Source organism: Nonomuraea sp. NPDC050790 (assembly GCF_044456745.1).
Taxonomy (GTDB): Bacteria; Actinomycetota; Actinomycetes; order Streptosporangiales; family Streptosporangiaceae; genus Nonomuraea.
The window spans coordinates 551968-570346 of sequence record NZ_JBITGF010000002.1; the positions used below are offsets into that span (position 1 = coordinate 551968).

Genomic DNA, 18379 nt, shown 5'->3' on the forward strand with positions numbered 1-18379 from the left:
CGCAAGTGATTTTGGGTAACGTGTCCCGCGTGTCCGCTCTTCCCTCGATCCGCTCCGCGATGCTGCTCGTGGCCGCGGTCGCCGTGGTCACCGTGACGAGCGGCGGCGCCGTCTTCCTCTTCCGCGACGACCTGTTCACCGGTACGGCCGAGCCCCAGCGGACCCGCCGCGCCCCCGAGCCGGCCACCCGGCCCGAGCCTCTGGAACGCCTGGTCCCCGAGCAGGTCAAGGACTTCGGCAGGGGCGGCGCCGGCATCACCCCCACCCCGCCCAGGGTGCTGGCGATCGCCCGCGCCACCGTGCCCAAACAGGCCCGCCACGCGCTCGGCCGGCTCAAGCACGTGCAGAAGGTGGCGGTCGTGGACGCGGGCGCCATCAAGATCTCCGGCACCGGGCTGAACGTGCTGGCCGTCACCCCGGCCGACTTCCGCTCCTGGACGCCGAAGCCGGTCGCCGACGAGCCGGCCGTCTGGAGCGCGCTCAACCGCGGCGAACTGGTCGCCGACACCGCCGCCGCGCGCCGCCTCGGCATGGTGCTGGGCGCCGACTACCAGGTGGACGGCGGACCCAGGCTCCGGCTGGCCGCCTCGGCGGGCCTCGGGCTCAAGGGCATCGACGCCATCGTCAGCGCCGAGACCGGCAGGGCGCTCGGCGTCGCCCCGGGCGTGGCCGTCCTGCTGCACGGCAAGGAGGGCAAGGTGGGCACCGCCGGGGTCGCCAAACTGCTCGGCAAGGGGGCCCAGGTGATCGGGCTGGGCGGCAGCCGTACCCAGGAGCCGAAGGAGCAGGTGGTGGCGTCGGTGGGACGGCCGGGCAGCTACCTCGACCTCTACAGGCAGGCGGCCACCCGCTGCCCCGGCCTGTCGTGGACGGTGCTGGCCGCCATCGGGCAGGTCGAGAGCGGGCACGGGCGCAACAACGGGCCGTCGAGCGCGGGCGCGCTGGGGCCGATGCAGTTCATGCCCGCCACGTGGCGGGCCTACGGCGTGGACGGCGACGCCGACGGCAAGAAGGACATCTGGAGCCCCTACGACGCGGTGCCGGGCGCCGCCAACTACCTGTGCGCCAACGGCGCCGGCAAGGGCGGCGAGAAGCTCCGCAAGGCGATCTGGTTCTACAACCACTCGTGGGACTACGTGAACAAGGTGATGGGCTACGCCGAGGCGTACGCCCGCGCCTACACCTGAGGGCACGTCTCCAGCGAGCACGGCACCGGCTCGGGCCCGGCCATCAGCTCGCCGACCATGCGCACGAAGGCCGGGTGCGTGCCGACCGTGGCCGCCCGCGCCATCGGCAGCCCCAGCTCGCGGGCCACGTCCACGGCCTCGGTGTCGAGGTCGTAGACGACCTCCATGTGGTCGGAGACGAACCCGATCGGGGCCAGCACCACCGGCTCGTCCAGCGTGCGCAGGTGGTCGCAGACGTCCGGCTCCAGCCACGGCACCTGCGGCGGCCCGCTGCGCGACTGCCACACGAGGTCCCACCCCCGCGTACGGCCCAGCGCCTCGTTGACCAGCTCGCAGCTTCGCCGCAGCTCGCTCTCGTAGGCGCTCTTCGCGTGGGCCAGCGGGATGCTGTGGGCGGTGAAGACGAGCCGCGCGTCGGGCCGCCCCAGCTCGGCCAGCGCGTCGCGGACCCGATCGGCCATGGCCGTCACGAACCCCGGGTGGTCGCCGTAGTGGGGCAGCTTGACCAGCTCCGGCCCGTCCGGCAGGGAGATGCGCGCGATGTCCTCGTAGTACTGCCGGCAGGAGGAGTACCCGGCGAAGGCCGAGGTGGCGAAGACCGCCGCCCTGCGCACGCCGTCCTCGCGCATGTGCCGCACGGTGTCCTCGCCGTAGGGCGCCCAGTTGCGGTTGCCCCAGTAGACGGGCACGTCGAGCGTGGGCCGCACCGCCTCGATCAGCTCGCGGTTCTGCTGGTTGATCGGGCTGATCCCGCCGAAGTGGTAGTAGTGCTCGGCGACCTCCTTGAGCCGCTCGCGCGGCACGTCCCGGCCGCGTACCACGTTCTCCAGGAAGGGCATGACGTCGTCGGGACCCTCGGGTCCGCCGAAGGACAGAATCAGCAGTGCGTCGTAGTTTCCCACGCAGGCAAGCCTAGGGGGCGCTGAGGTAGGTTCGATCGGGTGAGCGCATTCAACGACATTCGCGACTATGTGGCCATCCCTCGAGTCCTCTCCCTGAAGCTGTCACCGGACGGCTCGCGGCTGGTGTCGGTGGTCCAGTCGCTGAACCCGGACGGCAAGTCCTTCGGCACCGCGCTCTGGGCGATCCCCGTCGACGGCGCCCCCTACCGGCTGACCCGCTCGGCCAAGGGAGAGAGCGCGGCCGACTTCACCGCCGCGGGCGACGTGCTGTTCACCTCCGCGCGTCCCGACCCGACGGTCAAGGACGGCGAGGAGGAGACGCCCGCGCTGTGGCTGCTGCCCCGTGAGGGCGGCGAGGCCCGCCAGATCGCCGCCAGGCCCGGCGGCATCGGCGCCTTCAAGACCGCGGGCGACGTGGTCGTCTTCTCCGCCGACGTGCTCACCGGCGAGGAGTCCACCGAGGAGGAGCGGCGCAAGGCCCGCAAGGACGCCGGCGTCAGCGCGATCCTGCACGAGGGCTACCCGGTCCGCTTCTGGGACCACGACCTCGGCCCCGGCAACCCCCGGCTGTTCGCCGGCCGGCTGAGCGGCGACCGCCTGGCCGAGGTGCGCGACCTGACGCCCGACGCCGGGCGCGCGCTGGTCAACGCCTCCTTCGACCTCACCCCCGACGGCGCCGCCGTGGTCAGCACCTGGACCACGTACCTGCCCGGCGGGGAGCAGCGCACCGACCTGGTCCGCATCGACGTGGTCAGCGGCGAGCGGCACACCATCGTGTCCGAGGAGGACGGCGACTTCACCGGCCCGCTGGCGGTCTCGCCCGACGGCCGCAGGCTCGCCGCCACGCGCGACCGGCACACCGGCCTCGACGTCTCGGCCCGCATGGAGCTGTGGATCGGCGACCTGGACACCGGCCGGGGCCAGGTCCACGCCCCCGACCTGTTCCCGATGGACGTGGCCTGGGCGCCCGACTCCGCGGCCGTCTACATCGTCGCCGACCACCAGGGCCGCCGCCCCGCGTTCGTGGTGCCGGTCGGCGGCGCGGCCTCCCGGCTCACCCGCGACGACGACGCCTACCTCGCGCTCAACCCGGCCGCCGACGGCCGCTCCCTGTACGCGCTGCGCAGCTCCGTCTCCTTCCCGGCCGGGCCCGCCCGCGTCGACCTGCCCGGCGGCCAGGTCACCGACCTGCCCACCCCCGCCGAGCGGCCCGAGACGAAGGGCACGCTCACCGAGATCTCCGCCACGGCCGACGACGGCGCGACGATCCGCGGCTGGCTGGTGCTGCCCGAGGGCGCCTCGGCCGACGACCCCGCGCCGTTCCTGCTCTGGATCCACGGCGGCCCGGTCGCCTCCTGGAACGACTGGCAGTGGCGCTGGAACCCGTGGATCATGGCCGAGCACGGCTATGCCGTACTGCTGCCCGACCCGTGCCTTTCCACCGGCTACGGCCAGGAGATGATCGACCGCGGCTGGGGGAACTGGGGCCCGCGCACGCTCGCCGACCTCGACGCGATCGTGGACGTCGCCCTCGCCCGCCCCGACGTGGACGGCGAGCGCGCCGGCGCGATGGGCGGCTCGTACGGCGGCTACATGGCCAACTGGGTCGCCGGCCACAGCGACCGCTACAAGGCCGTGGTCACCCACGCCGCGCTGTGGAACCTCGACCAGTTCGCCGGCACCACCGACGCCGCGATGTACTGGCAGCGCGAGTTCGGCGAGCCCGGCTCCGAGCGCTACGAGAAGCTCTCCCCGCACCACGGGCTCAAGGACATCCGCACCCCGATGCTGGTCATCCACGGCGACAAGGACTACCGGGTGCCGATCGGCGAGGCCCTGCGCCTGTGGTGGGACCTGCGGCGCAGCGAGGTCGAGTCGAAGTTCCTGTACTTCCCCGACGAGAACCACTGGATCCTCAAGCCCGGCAACGCCGTCGCCTGGTACGAGACCGTGCTGGCCTTCCTCGCCCAGCACGTCCTCGGCCAGGAGTGGAAGCGCCCGGACTCCGTGGCATGACGGACTTTCTCAAGCTCGCCGAGGACATCGCCCGGGAGGCGGGCGCCATGCTGCTCGCCGAGCGCCCCACGATGTCCGCGGCGGTCGAGACGAAGTCCAGCCCCACCGACGTCGTCACCGCCCTGGACAAGGCCTCCGAGGAGCTCATCAGGGCCCGCATCCTGGCCGTCCGCCCCGACGACATGATCCTCGGCGAGGAGGGCGGCGCCACCCCGGGCTCCAGCGGCGTGCGCTGGGTCGTCGACCCCGTCGACGGCACCGTCAACTTCCTGTACGGCCTGGCCGACTGGGCCGTCTCCATCGCGGTCGAGGTCGACGGCCAGATCGTCGCCGGAGTCGTCAACGTCGTGCCCAGGGGCGAGGTGTTCACCGCCGCGCTCGGCGAGGGCGCCTGGCTCGGCGGCTCGCGGCTGGCCTGCAACCAGGACGTGCCGCTGTCCAAGGCGCTGGTCGCCACCGGGTTCGGGTACTCGCCGCAGCGGCGGGCCGTACAGGGGGAGGTGCTGGCGGCGGTGCTGCCCAGGGTGCGCGACATCCGGCGGGGCGGCTCCTGCGCCACCGACCTGTGCTCGATCGCCGCGGGCCGCGTGGACGCCTACTACGAGCGCGGCGTCAACTACTGGGACTGGGCGGCGGCCGGGCTCGTCGCCGCCGAGTCCGGCGCCAGGATCGGCGGCCTGCACGGCAAGGGGCCCAACACCGAGCTGACCCTGTGCGCGGCGCCCGGCCTGTTCGAGGACCTGCACGGCCTGCTCGCGCCCCTGGACCCGGAGCGGGACACCTGACGCGGACGTGAAACGGCCGGAGCCCCACCGGGCTCCGGCCGTTCATGCTTTTCGGTGGTCAGCGAGGCAACGGCACCCCGTGGTCGTCCGCCAGGCGGCGCAGATCCTCGATCTCGGCGTTGAGGGTGTCGGCGAGGTAGTCGTCGCCGGAGCACCTGGCCTCCTTCAGGCCACGGTATGCCTGGTCGAGGCGGCGCTCGATCGTAGTGGTGAACTCGCCCATCTCACCTTCTCTCTCGGGGGTCTGTCAGGGGTCTGTCAGGGGTCGCTTTCAGAGGTCGCTTTCAGGGGGGTCGCAGAAGAGCGCGCGAAACCCGCGAGCACACGTCAGCGGGTGGTCCCGACGGCATACCCCGCACCCTCCGCTCCCGAAACATGGATTTGGCCGCCGCTTGCGGCTCGCGTGCCCGCACATGCCTTACCGTGCGCTTATCGTCGTGTGCGGAGAATGTGAGCCGGATCGGAAAGAGGGTGTGCGCACCGTGCGAGTGCTGGTGGTCGAAGATGAGCGGGTGCTCGCCGACGCGATCGCGACCGGGCTGCGCCGCGAGGCGATGGCCGTGGACGTGGCCTACGACGGCGGCGGGGCGCTGGAGCGCACCTCCTACATCGACTATGACGTGATCGTGCTCGACCGCGACCTGCCCGTGATCCACGGCGACGAGGTCTGCCGCCGCCTCGTGGCGCAGCGCACCGCCTCGCGCATCCTGATGCTGACCGCCTCGGGCGACGTGGACGACAAGGTCGAGGGGCTCGGGCTGGGCGCCGACGACTATCTCGCGAAGCCGTTCGTGTTCGTGGAGCTCGTGGCGAGGGTACGGGCCCTGGGCCGGCGCTCCGCGCCGGCGCTGCCGCCGGTCCTGGAGCGGGGCGGCATCCGGCTGGACCCGGGCAAGCGGCTGGTCGAGCGAGACGGCAAGGAGGTCGTGCTCACCAAGAAGGAGTTCGCGGTGCTCGAGGAGCTGATGCGGGCCGAGGGCGCCGTCGTCTCGCAGGAAGACCTTCTGGACAAGGCATGGGACGAGAACATCGACCCGTTCACCAACGTCGTGCGGGTCACCATGATGACGTTGCGCAAGAAGCTGGGAGAGCCGCAGGTGATCGAGACCGTACCCGGAGTGGGATACAAGCTGTGAGCGAACCGGTGCCGACCCACCCGATGATCAGCCCGCACTCCGAGCGGGCGGAGGGAAAGCAGGTGGCCCCGCCCAGCGGGGCGCCCGCCTGGGACGGCCCGCCTCCCCCCGCCGAGTACGGCCGGCCCTCGGTGGGCCTGTGGGACCTGACCGGCAAGGTCAGCGTCCGCTGGCGGCTCACGCTGACCTACAGCGCCATGTTCTTCGTGGCCGCGGCCGTCGTCGTGACCTCGCTCTACGTCATCGTGGGCAACGCCATCGAGGTCGAGTGGCCCAACCTGAACCTGCGGGGCATCCCGCCCATCGAGGCGGCCATCGCCGAGGCCCAGTGGCGGGCCGCGCAGGCGGCGACCAAGCAGACCATCCAGGAGGCGATGCTGCGCAGCAGCGTCATGGCCCTGGTCGGCGTCGGCATCTTCGCCGTCATCGTCGGCTACTTCGTGGCCGACCGGGCGCTGAAGCCGGTCAGCAAGATGACCGCCACCGCCCGCAAGCTCTCCGAGGGCAACCTCAGCCACCAGCGCATCGCCCTGCAGGGTCCCAACGACGAGCTGAAGGAACTGGCCGACACCTTCGACGACATGCTCACCCGCCTCAACGTGGCCTTCGACACCCAGCGGCGCTTCGTGGCCAACGCCTCCCACGAGCTGCGCACGCCGCTCACCATCAACAGGACGGTCCTGGAGATCGCCCTGGGCGACCCGGGGGCCTCGGAGGATCTGAAGGCGCTGGGCCGCACGCTGCTGGAGGTCAACGCGCGCAACGAGAAGCTCATCGAGGGGCTGCTGTTGCTCGCCAGGAGCGAACGCGAGCTGGCCGTGCGCAAACCCGTCGACGTCAAGGACGTGGCGCGGACCGCGGTGGAGCAGGTGCTCCCGTTCGCCGAGGAACACGGCGTCTCGGTCACCACCGAACTCAATCCGGCGGGCACCGTGGGGGATCCGGTGTTGTTGGAGCGGTCGGTGAGCAATCTGCTGGAGAACGCCGTGAAGTACAACCTGCCCGATAACGGAAAAGTCTGGATCCGAACGGGAATGGCGGACGGGGCCTTGGTTGTTCAGGTGGCCAACACCGGGCAGCACGTCCCGGCGTACGAGGTGAACAGCCTGTTCGAGCCGTTCAGGAGGCTCCATGCGGACCGTGTGGATTCGGCGAAGGGATCGGGACTCGGGCTTTCGATCGTCCGCGCTGTGGTGCAGGCACACGGCGGAAACGTCGCCGCTGTTCCACGTGATGGTGGGGGACTTGTCGTGACCATTCGGCTTCCTGGTCGTTGATCCCGGCGTGTTGATCCACCGCGGGCGTCTCGTTCGCGCCGTACATGTGGTTGGATGTGCCGTCGAACACGGTGGCGCAAGACGCCAAGGCTGTGGGTTTAGCCATATTTGGCTAACCATTGCCGTCGGCGGCGCGTCATGACGTGTTGGGAGGTTCGTCGACCTCTTCTCGCGGGTATCCGATGCAAAATCTCCCGCGAGGAACGGGCACAAGATGAACGTCCCGGACGTTAGACCACGCGCGACGAGCGCGAAGACATATAGATGAGGGGGATGGAGTAAGCACAATGGCTACCGACTACGACAGCCCGCGCAAGACCGACGACGACCTGGGGGAGGACAGCCTCCAGGAACTCCAGGCGCGGCGCACGGACAAGTCGTCCGGCAGCATCGACATCGACGAGACCGATCTGGCCGAGTCGCTCGAACTGCCCGGTGCCGACCTGTCCAACGAGGAGCTCTCCCTGCGCGTGATCCCGCGCCAGGCCGACGAGTTCACGTGTTCGCGTTGCTTCCTGGTGCACCACCGCAGCCAGCTGGCCTCCGAGCGGAACGGCCAGCAGGTCTGCCGGGAGTGCGCCGCCTAGTTTGGGAGGCACCGTGGCAGCACCTGACAAGGAGAACGCCGAGCCCGACAGGGACGTCGGCGAGATCGTGGGCAGGCTCACCCAACCCGGTGAGCTGGAGCCGGCCGAGCGGCGCAAGCTGCTCGGCCGACTAGCCCAGTCACTCGCGGCAGGCGCGAGGAAGGCACGCAAGAGCGGCGAGAGCCGAGGCCGATGGCTCGCCGACGTGTTCCTCAGCATCGCGCCCCGCATCCCCATCAGGGATCTGCAGACACTGTCCGAGCACCACCACGGCCTCACCGGTGAGCAACTCGCCGACGACCTGGTGCGCACCGCCCAGAAGGCCACCATGACCGTCGGCGCCATCGGCGGGGCGCTGGCCGCCGCCGAGTTCGCCGCCCCACCCCTCCTTCTCTCCGCGCCGGCCCAGCTCGTCGCCGAGACGATCGTCGTGGCCGCCATCGAAGTCAAGCTCCTGGCCGAGCTGCACGAGGTCTACGGCGTCCGCGTCGAGGGCACGGGCACCCAGCGTGCCGTCGCCTTCACCGCGGCCTGGGCCAGGCAGCGCGGCATCGACCCCTTCGCACCGGCCACGGTGACGCTCGCGCTCGGCGCGGCCACCAAGACCGCGCTGCGCAACCGGCTGCTCAAGGTCATGGGACGCCACCTGACCACGCTCGGCCCGTTCCTCACCGGCGCCGTCGCGGGCGGTGCGCTCAACCGGGCCGCGACCAAGCGGCTGGGCGAGGCGATCCGCAACGACCTGCGGGGCAGGGCGCTGCCCAAGCCCGGCAAGCCGGTCGTCGATCCGGCGCCCGCGCCCAAGTCGCTCGACCCCTGAGCCGCGTCTCAGACGCGCAGGCCGTCGAAGGTCATCTTCAGCACGGCGTCGGCCAGCTCGTCGGCCGTGCCGCCGCGGCCCGGCTGGTACCACTCCGTGATGGAGTTCACCGTCCCGAACAGCAGCCGCGTCACCAGCGCCGGATCCAGGTCGGGCCGGATCTGGCCGTCGGCCGCCGCCTCCTTCACCAGGTGCGCGATGAACCGGTCGAACTCGCGCCGCCGCTGCAGCGCCTGCTGCTCGGTCGTGCTGTTGCCGCGCACCCTCAGCAGCAGTGTCACGTACGGCAGGCGGTCCACCAGGATGCGGACGCTGTGCCGTACCACCCACTGGAGCCGTTCGATCGCGGGACCGGTGGTGGCGCGCTCGTCGGCCACCACCTCGAACAGCCCGTCCAGCGCCCGGTCCAGCGCTCGCGCGAGCAGTTGCTCCTTGCCCGGAACGTGGTAGTAGATGGCCGACTTGGTGACGCCGAGCGCGCGGGCCAGATCCTCCATGCTGGTCCCGTCGAAGCCGCGCTCGTTGAAGACGCCCACGGCGATCGACAGCACGGACTCGGGGTCGTGTCCGCGCCTGCGCTGACGGGATGTGGTGGCCATATGGCTAATTATCCCGTCTGTCGATGACCCGTTTGAGCTTGCCGACGGATCGCTCCAGCGTCTCCGGCGCGACGATCTCCACCTCGACGCTCACCCCGACGGTGTCCTTGACCGCCCCGCGCAGCGCCTCGGCGGCGTCCCGGCCGCCCTCGAAGCCCGGCCGCGCCTCGACCTTGACCGTCATCACGTCCAGCCGTTCCGGCCTGGTCAGGTGGACCTGGAAGTGCGGCGACAGGCCGGGCGTGCGCAGCACGATCTCCTCGATCTGGGTGGGGAAGACGTTCACGCCGCGCAGGATGATCATGTCGTCGGTGCGGCCGGTCACCTTCTCCATGCGGCGGAACGCCGGCCGCGCGGTGCCGGGCAGCAGCCTGGTCAGGTCGCGGGTGCGGTAGCGGATGATCGGCAGCGCCTGCTTGGTCAGCGACGTGAACACCAGCTCGCCCGCCTCGGCCACCTCGCCGGTGAACGGGTCGACCGTCTCCGGATAGAAGTGGTCCTCCCAGACGTGCAGGCCGTCCTTGGTCTCCACGCACTCCTGCGCGACACCCGGGCCCATCACCTCCGACAGGCCGTAGATGTCCACGGCGTGCAGGTCGAAGCGCTCCTCGATCTCCCGGCGCATCTCCTCGGTCCACGGCTCGGCCCCGAAGATGCCGACCTTGAGCGAACTGGCGCGCGGGTCGAGGCCCTGCCGCTCGAACTCGTCCAGAAGCGCCAGCATGTACGACGGGGTCACCATGATGACCTCGGGCCGGAAGTCGTTGATGAGCTGGACCTGCCGGGGCGTCATGCCGCCGGAGACCGGGACGACCGTGCAGCCGAGGCGCTCGGCCCCGTAGTGGGCGCCGAGGCCGCCGGTGAACAGGCCGTAGCCGTAGGCGACGTGCACGACGTGGCCGGGGCGGCCGCCGGCGGCGCGGATGGAGCGGGCCATGACGTCGGACCAGATGTCGAGGTCGTGCCGGGTGTAGCCGACGACGGTGGGCTTGCCGGTGGTGCCGCTGGAGGCGTGGATCCTGGCCACCTGGTCGCGGGGGACGGCGAACATGCCGAACGGGTAGGTGTCGCGCAGGTCCTGCTTGGTGGTGAAGGGGAACCCGGCCAGGTCGGCGAGTTCCTTGCAGTCGGTGGGGTGGATGCCGTGGTCGTCAAATTTATGACGATAAAACGGGACATTTTGGTATGCGTGGTTGAGGGTCCATTGGAGGCGGCGCAACTGCAGGGCGGTCAGTTCGTCGCGCGACAGCCGTTCGGCGGGATCGAGATCCTCCGGTGCGGGCGCTTCGGTATGCCTCACGTCCTCGCTCACCTCAACTCCCTGCCTTTCCCGCGAAACCCTGCCTGTCCGCTCGCCTGTCCTCTTGCTGCCCCGCTGCTTGCTTTCCCGCTCCTTGCGTCCCCGCCCCTAGCTCGTCCGCCCCCAGCTCGTCCGGCGCTTGCTTGTCTGCCGCTTGCTTGTCCGCTGTTTGCTTGTCCGCTGTTTGCCTGTCCGCGGTGCTCCCGGCCTGTCCGCCGAACTCCCGGCTTCTTCCGCGGAACTCCGCCACCACCTTGCCGCCGGAGCCCGTCACCGTGATGTCGTAGATGCCGCTGCGGCCGTAACGGGTGCGCTCGGTCGCCTCGGCGGTCAGCACATCGCCCTCCCGGGCGGGGGAGACGAAGGTGATCTCCGCGCCCGCCGCGACCGTCACCGGGCCGTAGGTGTTGCACGCGCCCGCGAAGGCGGTGTCGGCCAGCAGGAAGACGTAGCCGCCGTGACACAGGCCGTGCCCGTTGACCATCTCCCCGGTCACCGTCATCCGGCAGGTCGCCCGGCCCTGCGCCAGATCGAGCAGTTCGATGCCCAGCGCCTTGGAGGCCGTGTCGGCGGCGAACATGCGACGCGCGCTTTCCAACGGAAGTCTCCCTTGTCAACTGACCGAATGTTCGGTAAACACTTCACGTCCGGCGGATCCCTGTCAAGAGAGGGACATCATGTTCGAGCAGAACCGCGAGACCCTGGACCAGGCGCTCTCCGCGATCTCGGAGCGGGGCTACTGGAGCGCCTATCCCGAGTCGCCGAGCCCCCGCGTCTACGGAGAGGGCGCCGCCGAGCGGGGCAAGGAAGCGTTCGAGGGCTATCTGGGCAGACCGTTCCCCACCGACCAGGTTTCCACGGGTGAGCCGGTGGGTGCGGAACGCTCGCCGTACGGGATCGAGCTGGGCGTCACCTACCCGCGGCCCGACGTCGCGGCCCTGATCGCCGCCGCCAAGGCGGCGCTGCCCGCCTGGCGCGACGCCGGGCCCGAGGCGCGCGCGCTCGCCTGCGTCGAGATCGTCAACCGGATCAACAAGCGCTCGTTCGAGCTGGCCAACGCCGTGCAGCACACCAGCGGCCAGGCGTTCGTGATGGCCTTCCAGGCCGGTGGCCCGCACGCCCAGGACCGCGCGCTCGAAGCCATCGCCTACGGCTACGCCGCCATGACCGCCTCCGGCGCCGCGGCCCGCTGGGAGAAGCCGGCCAAGGGCGATCCGCTGGTCATGGAGAAGAAGTTCACCGTCGTGCCGCGGGGCATCGGCCTCGTCATCGGCTGCAACACCTTCCCCACCTGGAACTCCTACCCGGGCCTGTTCGCCTCGCTCGTCACCGGCAACCCCGTCATCGTCAAACCCCACCCGCGCGCCATCCTGCCGCTGGCCATCTCGGTGCAGATCGCCCGCGAGGTGCTGGCCGAGGCGGGCTTCGACTCCGGCCTCGTCCAACTGGCCGTGGAGGAGGGCGTGGGCCTGGCCACCGAACTGGCCACCCATCCCGACGTACGCATCGTCGACTTCACCGGCTCCACCTCCTACGGCGACTGGCTGGAGGCCAACGCCCGCCAGGCGCTCGTCCACACCGAGAAGGCCGGGCTCAACACCGTCGTCCTCGACTCCACCGACGCCTACAAGGGCATGCTCGGCAACCTCGCCTTCTCGCTGTCGCTCTACAGCGGCCAGATGTGCACCGCGCCGCAGAACATCCTCATCCCCTCCGGCGGCATCGAGACCGACGAGGGCCACAAGAGCTTCGACGAGGTCGCCGCGGGCATCGCCGCCGCGGTCGGCAAGCTCCTCGCCGAGGACGCCCGGGCGGTCGAGCTGACCGGGGCGCTGGCCAACCCCGACGTCCTGGCACGCGTCGACCAGGCGGCGTCGCTGGGCGAGGTCGTCCTCGAGTCGCGCGCGCTCAAGCACCCGACCTTCCCCGAGGCGACCGTCAGGACGCCGGTCATCGTCCGAGTGGACCCCGAGCGGTCCGAGGTCTACACGAGCGAGCACTTCGGTCCCATCTCGTTCGTGATCCCGGTGGAGTCGACCGAGGCCGCGCTCGGCCTGCTCGGCGAGACCGTCTCCGCGCACGGGGCGCTGACCGCCGCCGTGTACTCGACCTCGCCCGAGGTGCTGGAGCGGGCCGAGAAGGCGGCGATGGAGGCCGGGGTCAACCTCTCCTGCAACCTGACCGGCGGCATCTTCGTCAACCAGTCGGCGGCGTTCAGCGACTTCCACGGCTCGGGCGCCAACCCGGCGGCCACGGCCTCGCTGACCGATCCCGGGTACGTGGCGGGCCGCTTCCACATCGTCCAGTCCCGCCGCCCAGCCTGACCTTCGAGGGGGCCGCCCACCACCCGGCCCCCTCCTGCCCGGGCTCCGGCTCGCCGGGCCCCACTCGCGCCCGCTCGCCCTGCGCGCTCCGTCCGCCCGCTCAGCCCGTCCGCCCCAACCATCCGAGGCCGCCCCAGATCCAGACCCACCCCGCGAACCGTGAGGAATCCCGCATGAACCACATCCATCCGGCCGCCGAGGGGTGGCGGTGAACACCCTGCTCGTCGAGGAGAAGCCGGACCGGCTCGTGGTCCGGCTCCACCGCCCCGAGGCCCGCAACGCGATCAACGCCGAGATGGTCGGCGAGCTCCACGCCGTCTGCGGCCTCCTCGAACACCATCCCAGGCCCCTGCTGCTGACCGGCGGCAACGGCTTCTTCGCCGCCGGCGCCGACATCGGCGAGCTGCTCGAACGCGGCCGGGACCAGGCGCTCCAGGGCATCAACAGCACGCTGTTCGAGCGGATCCGCCGCCTGCCGATGCCGACCGTGGCCGCCGTCGACGGTTACGCGCTGGGTGGCGGGGCGGAGCTGGCGTACGCCTGCGACATCAGGGTGGCCGGCACCGGCGCGAAGTTCGGCAACCCCGAGCCCAACCTGGGCATCATCGCCGGCGCGGGGGCGTGCTGGCGGCTGAAGGAGCTGGTGGGCGAGCCACTGGCCAAGCTGGTACTGCTGGCCGGGCACACCATCGGCGCCCAGGAAGCGCTGTCCTGCCGCCTGGTCGCCTCGCTGCACGAGCCGGAGGCGCTGGAGGCGGACGCGCACGCGCTGATCGACCGCATGGCGAGGATGTCCCCCGCCGCCCTGCGCCTGACCAAGCTCGTCCTGGACGCGCCGCCGTCGGCCCATCCGGTGACCGATCACCTGGCCCAGGCCGTGCTGTTCGAGGACCCCGACAAGCACGCCCGGATGCGGAAATTCCTGAACCGCCACGGAGAGGACACCCGATGACCCCGCAATCCGGCCGCCCGAGGGTGGCCGTCATCGGCGGCGGCCGCATGGGCGCCGGCATCGCCCAGGTCTTCCTTACGGCCGGCGCCGAGGTGACCGTCCAGGAACCCGAGGCCGAGGCCGCCCACGCCCGTATCGCGAAGGGCCTGGCCATCGCCGAGTCGAAGTCCCCGGCGCACAACGCGGCTGACGGGCTGGCGCGGCTAATGATGGGGCCGGTGCCGTACGGGGTGGATCTGGTGGTCGAGGCGGTGCCGGAGGATCCCAAGCTCAAGATCGAGGTTCTGGCCGAGGCCGAGGGGCGGGCGGGGGAGCGGGCCGTACTGGCGAGCAACACGAGCTCTCTGTCGATCGGCGAGCTGGGCGCGGGGCTCGAACGGCCCGAGCGGCTGATCGGGCTGCACTTCTTCAATCCCGTGCCGGTGCAGGCGCTGGTCGAGATCGTCGTGACGGCCCGGACCGCGGACGACGTGCTCGGGCGGGCCAGGCAGTGGGTGGAGCTGATCGGGAAGACGGGGGTGGTGGTCAACGACTCGCCGGGGTTCGCGTCCAGCCGGTTGGGGGTGCTTCTCGGGCTGGAGGCCATGCGGATGGTCGAGGAGGGCGTCGCCTCGCCCGAGGACATCGACACCGCCATGGAGCTCGGCTACCGGCACCCGATGGGGCCGATCCGGCTGGGCGACCTGGTCGGTTTGGACGTGCGGCTGGCCATAGCCGAGTACCTGCACCAGAAGCTCGGCGACCGGTTCGAGCCGCCCCGGATCCTGCGGGACAAGGTCGCCGCGGGAGAGCTGGGCCGTAAGTCAGGAAAAGGGTTCTATACCTGGGAGGAGGAGCGATGAGCGGGATATTTCAGGAAGTGATCGACGCGGACGAGCGCATCGAACCACGCGACGACATGCCCGACGCCTACCGCAAGACGCTGATCAGGCAGATCGCCCAGCATGCCCACTCCGAGATCATCGGCATGCAGCCGGAGGGAAGCTGGATCACCCGGGCGCCCTCGCTCAAGCGCAAGGCGATCCTGCTGGCGAAGGTTCAGGACGAGGCGGGTCACGGCCTCTACCTGTACAGCGCCGCCGAGACGCTGGGCGTCAGCCGCGAGGAGCTGCTCGACGCCCTCCACGAAGGCCGCCAGCGCTACTCCTCGATCTTCAACTATCCGACGCCCACCTGGGCCGACATGGGCGCGATCGGGTGGCTCGTGGACGGCGCCGCCATCGTCAACCAGGTGCCGTTGTGCCGGTGCTCGTACGGGCCGTACGCGCGGGCGATGGTGCGGATCTGCAAGGAGGAGAGCTTTCACCAGCGGCAGGGCTACGAGCTTCTGTACACGCTCGCGAACGGCACCCCCGCCCAGAAGCGCATGGCCCAGGACGCGGTGGACCGGTGGTACTGGCCGTCGCTGATGATGTTCGGCCCGCCGGACGCGGAGTCGACCCATTCCGCGCAGTCGATGGCCTGGAAGATCAAGCGCCACTCCAACGACGAGCTGCGGCAGCGGTTCATCGACATGCTGGTGCCGCAGGCCGAGATCCTGGGCCTCACCCTCCCCGACCCCGACCTGCGCTGGAACGCCGCGCGTGGCCACTACGACCACGGGGAGATCGACTGGTCGGAGTTCAAGCGCGTCCTGGCCGGCGACGGCCCCATGAACGCCGAACGCATAGCCCACCGCCGCCGTGCCCACGAGGAGGGCGCCTGGGTCCGAGAAGCCGCCACCGCCTACACCACCCGCCCACCCACCCCACCCACCTCCGGTCCGTCCGCCTCAGGTTCGTCGTCCTCCGGGCTGTCCGCCCCAGGTCTGTCAGACCACGGGTTGTCCACCCCAGGTCTGTCGGATCACGGTCTGTCGGACCACGGAATGTCGTCCTCAGGTCCGTTGGACCAGGGGTTGTCGGAGCGCAGGGTGTCGGGTGAGCAGGGGGCGGATGGTCGGTTGTCGGCTGGGGAGGTGGGGTGATGTTGTGGGAGGTCTTTGTGCGGCCCAAGCGCGGGCTGTCGCACGTGCATGCCGGAAGCCTGCACGCCGCGGATGCCGAGTTGGCGTTGCGGCATGCGCGGGACCTGTACACGCGGCGGCAGGAGGGCGTCAGCATCTGGGTGGTACCGGCCGGCGAGATCACCGCCTCCTCGCCGGATGAGAAGGACACGTTCTTCGACCCGGCGGGCGACAAGCCGTACCGGCATCCGACCTTCTACGAGCTGCCGGAGGGGGTGAAGCACCTGTGAACTCGCTGGAGATCGGTGACGACTGCCTCGTCCTTTCGCAGCGGCTGGCGGAGTGGGTGACGCGGGCGCCCACGCTTGAGGAGGACGTCGCCCTGGCCAACCTGTCGCTTGACCTTCTCGGGCAGGCTCGGGCATTGCTGTCGCGGGTCGGGGACGAGGACGAACTGGCCTACCTGCGCGGGCCGGGGGAGTTCCGCAACTGCCTGCTGGTGGAGCAGCCCAACGGCGACTTCGCGCACACGGTGGTGCGGCATCTGCTGTACACAAGCTTCCTGTTCGAGCTGTACGGCGCGCATCCCCAGGACGACGTCGCCGCCAAGGGCGTCAAGGAGATCGCCTACCACCGCGACTACGCCGCCCTCTGGACCAGACGCCTCGGCCTGGGCACCGAGGAGAGCCACCGCCGCATGACGTCCGCCCTGGACGCGCTCTGGCCGTTCACCGCCGAACTGTTCGCCGAAGACGCCGGCCCCGCTCGTGGTGGGCGGGCCGGGCTGAGGGGGGCGTGGGAGGAGTATGTGGGGGCGGTGCTTGGGGAGGCCGGGCTGACCGTGCCGCAGGGCAGTCCTCAGCGGTACGGCGGGCGGCGGGGTGAGCACACCGGGCACCTGAGCGCCCTCCTCGACGAGATGCAGGCGCTCCACCGCGCGCACCAGGGCGCCACGTGGTGACGCTCGCGCAGGCCAGAGCTGTGGTCGCGGCGGTGCCGGATCCGGAGCTGCCCGTGCTCACGCTTGGCGATCTGGGGATCGTCAGGGAGGTTAAGCAGCGGGCCGGCGGGGGGTTCGAGGTGGTGGTGACGCCGACGTACTCGGGTTGCCCGGCCATGGACGCCATCCGCGAGGACATCGGGCGGGCGCTGCCGGGCGCGGTGGTCACGACGGTGCTGTCACCGCCCTGGAGCACGGACTGGATCACCGACGAGGGCAGGGCGAAACTGCGGGAACACGGCATCTCACCGCCGAGCCGTACCGGCGGCCATGGGCCGGTGGGGCTGGTGCTCAGCGTGCGGTGTCCGAGGTGTGGGTCGCCGCGGACGCGCCAGGTCAGCCGGTACGGCTCGACCGCCTGCAAGGCGCTCTACACGTGCCGCGCGTGCCTGGAGCCGTTCGACCACTTCAAGGAGATCTGACGTGAGCCGGTTCCAGCCCCTCACGGTCGCGGCCGTGGAGCGGCTGACCGACGACGCGGTGGCGGTGACGTTCGCGGAGCGGCTGCCGTTCGCGCAGGGGCAGCATCTCACCGTGCGCGTCTTCCTCGACGGTCTAGAGGTACGGCGCAGCTACTCCATCTGCTCCCCGGCCGGCGGCCCCCTCAGGATCGGGATCAAGCGGCTGCCGGGAGGGGCGTTCTCCGAGTGGGCCAACACCATGCTCAAGCCCGGGGACGTGGTGGAGGCGATGCCGCCGCTCGGCCGCTTCACCACCCCGCTATATCCCGAAAAATCCCGGCATCATCTGGCCATCGCCGCCGGATCCGGCATCACCCCCGTGATCTCCCTGCTGACGACCACGCTGGAGGTCGAGCCACTCAGCCGCTTCACCCTCGTCTACGGCAACAGGACCGCCAGGGAGGTGATGTTCGCCGAGGAACTGGCCGACCTGAAGGACGCCTACGGCAGCCGCCTCAACCTCCTGCACGTCCTCAGCCAGGAGCCACAGGAGGCCCCGATCGCCAGCGGCCGCATCGACGCGGACAAGATGCGCACCCTGCTGCCCCTGCTGGGCGAGGCCGACGAGTACTACCTGTGCGGCCCGCTGGGCATGGTCGAGACGGTCAGGGGGCTGCTGGGGGGTCGGCGGGTCCATTACGAGCTGTTCTATGCGGGGGAGCCGGTGACGCGGGCGCATGCCGTACCGGATGGGGCGGTTTTCGACTTCACGCTCGACGGGCGGACCACGCGCGTGCACCTGCGCGACGACGAGAGCCTGCTCGGCGCCGCGCTGCGGGTGCGCACGGACGCGCCCTACGCGTGCAGGGGCGGGGTGTGCGGCACCTGTCGCGTCCGGGTGAGCCGGGGTGAGGTCGCGATGGACCAGAACTACGCGCTGGAGCCGGACGAACTGGCGGCCGGGTACGCGCTGGCCTGCCAGAGCCACCCGGTCACCGAACACGTCGTCGCGGACTTCGACGCCTGAACGGCCAGCAGCCCATGGGATCCGATGAAAGCGCCGGAGGGCCGGGACGGGGCGGAGGGCTGGAAGGGCTGGACGGTGAGGCGGCTCGCGTGGGCTGGAATGGCCCAGCAGCACGGGGAGC

19 protein-coding genes and 1 pseudogene are annotated in these 18379 nt (G+C 70.8%); 15 read left to right on the top strand and 5 right to left on the bottom strand.

Annotation, left to right across the window (positions count from 1 at the left end):
• Nucleotides 1-29: 29 nt before the first annotated feature.
• Entirely contained in the window at nucleotides 30-1187 is a 1158-nt protein-coding gene (locus ACIBEJ_RS11000) for a lytic murein transglycosylase (RefSeq protein ID WP_397182481.1), read from the top strand.
• Here ACIBEJ_RS11000 and ACIBEJ_RS11005 read toward each other — a convergent pair.
• Nucleotides 1178-2089, bottom strand: a complete 912-nt coding sequence (locus tag ACIBEJ_RS11005) for a ferrochelatase (RefSeq protein ID WP_397182482.1) — start codon at nucleotides 2087-2089, stop codon at nucleotides 1178-1180. The genes ACIBEJ_RS11000 and ACIBEJ_RS11005 overlap by 10 nt on opposite strands.
• Nucleotides 2090-2128: 39 nt before the next feature.
• On the opposite strand from ACIBEJ_RS11005, the gene ACIBEJ_RS11010 reads away from it, so the two are divergent.
• Both ACIBEJ_RS11010 and ACIBEJ_RS11015 read left to right on the top strand, forming a co-directional pair.
• Nucleotides 2129-4105 carry a prolyl oligopeptidase family serine peptidase gene (locus ACIBEJ_RS11010; RefSeq protein ID WP_397182483.1) on the top strand — a complete coding sequence of 659 codons (1977 nt, stop codon included), beginning with the start codon at nucleotides 2129-2131 and terminating at the stop codon, nucleotides 4103-4105.
• The gene (locus ACIBEJ_RS11015; RefSeq protein ID WP_397182484.1) at nucleotides 4102-4890 is read left to right on the top strand and encodes an inositol monophosphatase family protein; all 789 of its coding nucleotides are present in this window, start codon (nucleotides 4102-4104) and stop codon (nucleotides 4888-4890) included. Before ACIBEJ_RS11010 ends, ACIBEJ_RS11015 begins: the two co-directional genes overlap by 4 nt.
• A 58-nt stretch (nucleotides 4891-4948) precedes the next feature.
• On the opposite strand, the gene ACIBEJ_RS11020 is transcribed toward ACIBEJ_RS11015, so the two are convergent.
• The gene (locus ACIBEJ_RS11020) at nucleotides 4949-5113 is read right to left on the bottom strand and encodes a hypothetical protein (RefSeq protein ID WP_397182485.1); all 165 of its coding nucleotides are present in this window, start codon (nucleotides 5111-5113) and stop codon (nucleotides 4949-4951) included.
• A 259-nt stretch (nucleotides 5114-5372) separates the two neighbouring features.
• Here ACIBEJ_RS11020 and ACIBEJ_RS11025 point away from each other — a divergent pair, with 259 nt between their 5' ends.
• The 4 genes from ACIBEJ_RS11025 (at nucleotide 5373) to ACIBEJ_RS11040 (ending at nucleotide 8710) form a co-directional block, all read left to right on the top strand.
• The gene (locus tag ACIBEJ_RS11025) at nucleotides 5373-6026 is read left to right on the top strand and encodes a response regulator transcription factor (RefSeq protein ID WP_397182486.1); all 654 of its coding nucleotides are present in this window, start codon (nucleotides 5373-5375) and stop codon (nucleotides 6024-6026) included.
• The gene (locus ACIBEJ_RS11030) at nucleotides 6023-7303 is read left to right on the top strand and encodes a sensor histidine kinase (protein WP_397182487.1); all 1281 of its coding nucleotides are present in this window, start codon (nucleotides 6023-6025) and stop codon (nucleotides 7301-7303) included. Before ACIBEJ_RS11025 ends, ACIBEJ_RS11030 begins: the two co-directional genes overlap by 4 nt.
• A gap of 287 nt (nucleotides 7304-7590) precedes the next feature.
• Nucleotides 7591-7890 (top strand): DUF4193 domain-containing protein, encoded by a 300-nt coding sequence (locus ACIBEJ_RS11035; RefSeq protein WP_090929286.1) that lies wholly within the window; start codon nucleotides 7591-7593, stop codon nucleotides 7888-7890.
• A 13-nt stretch (nucleotides 7891-7903) separates the two neighbouring features.
• A complete protein-coding gene (locus ACIBEJ_RS11040) occupies nucleotides 7904-8710 on the top strand; it encodes a hypothetical protein (protein WP_397182488.1) in 807 nt (268 codons plus the stop codon).
• A gap of 8 nt (nucleotides 8711-8718) precedes the next feature.
• On the opposite strand, the gene ACIBEJ_RS11045 is transcribed toward ACIBEJ_RS11040, so the two are convergent.
• From ACIBEJ_RS11045 to paaI, 3 genes are read right to left on the bottom strand one after another with little or no spacing between them, the layout of a single operon-like run.
• Nucleotides 8719-9309: a TetR/AcrR family transcriptional regulator gene (locus ACIBEJ_RS11045; RefSeq protein ID WP_397182489.1), complete on the bottom strand. Its 591-nt coding sequence runs from the start codon at nucleotides 9307-9309 to the stop codon at nucleotides 8719-8721.
• A gap of 4 nt (nucleotides 9310-9313) precedes the next feature.
• Complete coding sequence (gene paaK / locus ACIBEJ_RS11050; protein ID WP_397182490.1) at nucleotides 9314-10621, bottom strand: phenylacetate--CoA ligase PaaK; 1308 nt, start codon at nucleotides 10619-10621, stop codon at nucleotides 9314-9316.
• Between the two features lies 1 nt (nucleotide 10622).
• Nucleotides 10623-11189 carry a hydroxyphenylacetyl-CoA thioesterase PaaI gene (gene paaI, locus ACIBEJ_RS11055; RefSeq protein WP_397182491.1) on the bottom strand — a complete coding sequence of 189 codons (567 nt, stop codon included), beginning with the start codon at nucleotides 11187-11189 and terminating at the stop codon, nucleotides 10623-10625.
• Between the two features lie 97 nt (nucleotides 11190-11286).
• Here paaI and paaN point away from each other — a divergent pair, with 97 nt between their 5' ends.
• The 8 genes and pseudogenes from paaN (at nucleotide 11287) to ACIBEJ_RS11095 (ending at nucleotide 18258) form a co-directional block, all read left to right on the top strand.
• Entirely contained in the window at nucleotides 11287-12933 is a 1647-nt protein-coding gene (gene paaN / locus ACIBEJ_RS11060; RefSeq protein ID WP_397182492.1) for a phenylacetic acid degradation protein PaaN, read from the top strand.
• Between the two features lie 208 nt (nucleotides 12934-13141).
• Nucleotides 13142-13885 (top strand): enoyl-CoA hydratase/isomerase family protein, encoded by a 744-nt coding sequence (locus ACIBEJ_RS11065; protein WP_397182493.1) that lies wholly within the window; start codon nucleotides 13142-13144, stop codon nucleotides 13883-13885.
• Nucleotides 13882-14727, top strand: coding sequence for a 3-hydroxyacyl-CoA dehydrogenase family protein (locus ACIBEJ_RS11070; RefSeq protein ID WP_397182494.1), 846 nt, complete (start codon nucleotides 13882-13884; stop codon nucleotides 14725-14727). The genes ACIBEJ_RS11065 and ACIBEJ_RS11070 overlap by 4 nt, the downstream gene beginning before the upstream one ends.
• Nucleotides 14724-15623: pseudogene (gene paaA / locus ACIBEJ_RS11075) on the top strand (1,2-phenylacetyl-CoA epoxidase subunit PaaA); the annotation flags it as partial. The gene ACIBEJ_RS11070 and the pseudogene paaA, both read left to right, overlap by 4 nt.
• A gap of 227 nt (nucleotides 15624-15850) precedes the next feature.
• Nucleotides 15851-16120: a 1,2-phenylacetyl-CoA epoxidase subunit PaaB gene (paaB, locus tag ACIBEJ_RS11080; protein WP_397182495.1), complete on the top strand. Its 270-nt coding sequence runs from the start codon at nucleotides 15851-15853 to the stop codon at nucleotides 16118-16120.
• On the top strand, nucleotides 16117-16791 hold the full coding sequence (gene paaC, locus ACIBEJ_RS11085; protein WP_397182496.1) for a 1,2-phenylacetyl-CoA epoxidase subunit PaaC: 675 nt from the start codon (nucleotides 16117-16119) through the stop codon (nucleotides 16789-16791). The genes paaB and paaC overlap by 4 nt, the downstream gene beginning before the upstream one ends.
• On the top strand, nucleotides 16788-17252 hold the full coding sequence (paaD, locus tag ACIBEJ_RS11090) for a 1,2-phenylacetyl-CoA epoxidase subunit PaaD (protein WP_397182497.1): 465 nt from the start codon (nucleotides 16788-16790) through the stop codon (nucleotides 17250-17252). Before paaC ends, paaD begins: the two co-directional genes overlap by 4 nt.
• Before the next feature lies 1 nt (nucleotide 17253).
• On the top strand, nucleotides 17254-18258 hold the full coding sequence (locus tag ACIBEJ_RS11095) for a 2Fe-2S iron-sulfur cluster-binding protein (RefSeq protein ID WP_397182498.1): 1005 nt from the start codon (nucleotides 17254-17256) through the stop codon (nucleotides 18256-18258).
• Nucleotides 18259-18379: the final 121 nt, after the last annotated feature.

Coding starts and splice junctions, on each gene's coding strand:
- ACIBEJ_RS11035 (WP_090929286.1), top strand. CDS start 7,591: ATGGCTACCGACTACGACAGCCCGCGCAAGACCGACGACGACCTGGGG.
- paaB (WP_397182495.1), top strand. CDS start 15,851: ATGTTGTGGGAGGTCTTTGTGCGGCCCAAGCGCGGGCTGTCGCACGTG.
- ACIBEJ_RS11020 (WP_397182485.1), bottom strand. CDS start 5,113: ATGGGCGAGTTCACCACTACGATCGAGCGCCGCCTCGACCAGGCATAC.
- ACIBEJ_RS11070 (WP_397182494.1), top strand. CDS start 13,882: ATGACCCCGCAATCCGGCCGCCCGAGGGTGGCCGTCATCGGCGGCGGC.
- ACIBEJ_RS11045 (WP_397182489.1), bottom strand. CDS start 9,309: ATGGCCACCACATCCCGTCAGCGCAGGCGCGGACACGACCCCGAGTCC.
- paaN (WP_397182492.1), top strand. CDS start 11,287: ATGTTCGAGCAGAACCGCGAGACCCTGGACCAGGCGCTCTCCGCGATC.
- ACIBEJ_RS11015 (WP_397182484.1), top strand. CDS start 4,102: ATGACGGACTTTCTCAAGCTCGCCGAGGACATCGCCCGGGAGGCGGGC.
- paaI (WP_397182491.1), bottom strand. CDS start 11,189: ATGTTCGCCGCCGACACGGCCTCCAAGGCGCTGGGCATCGAACTGCTC.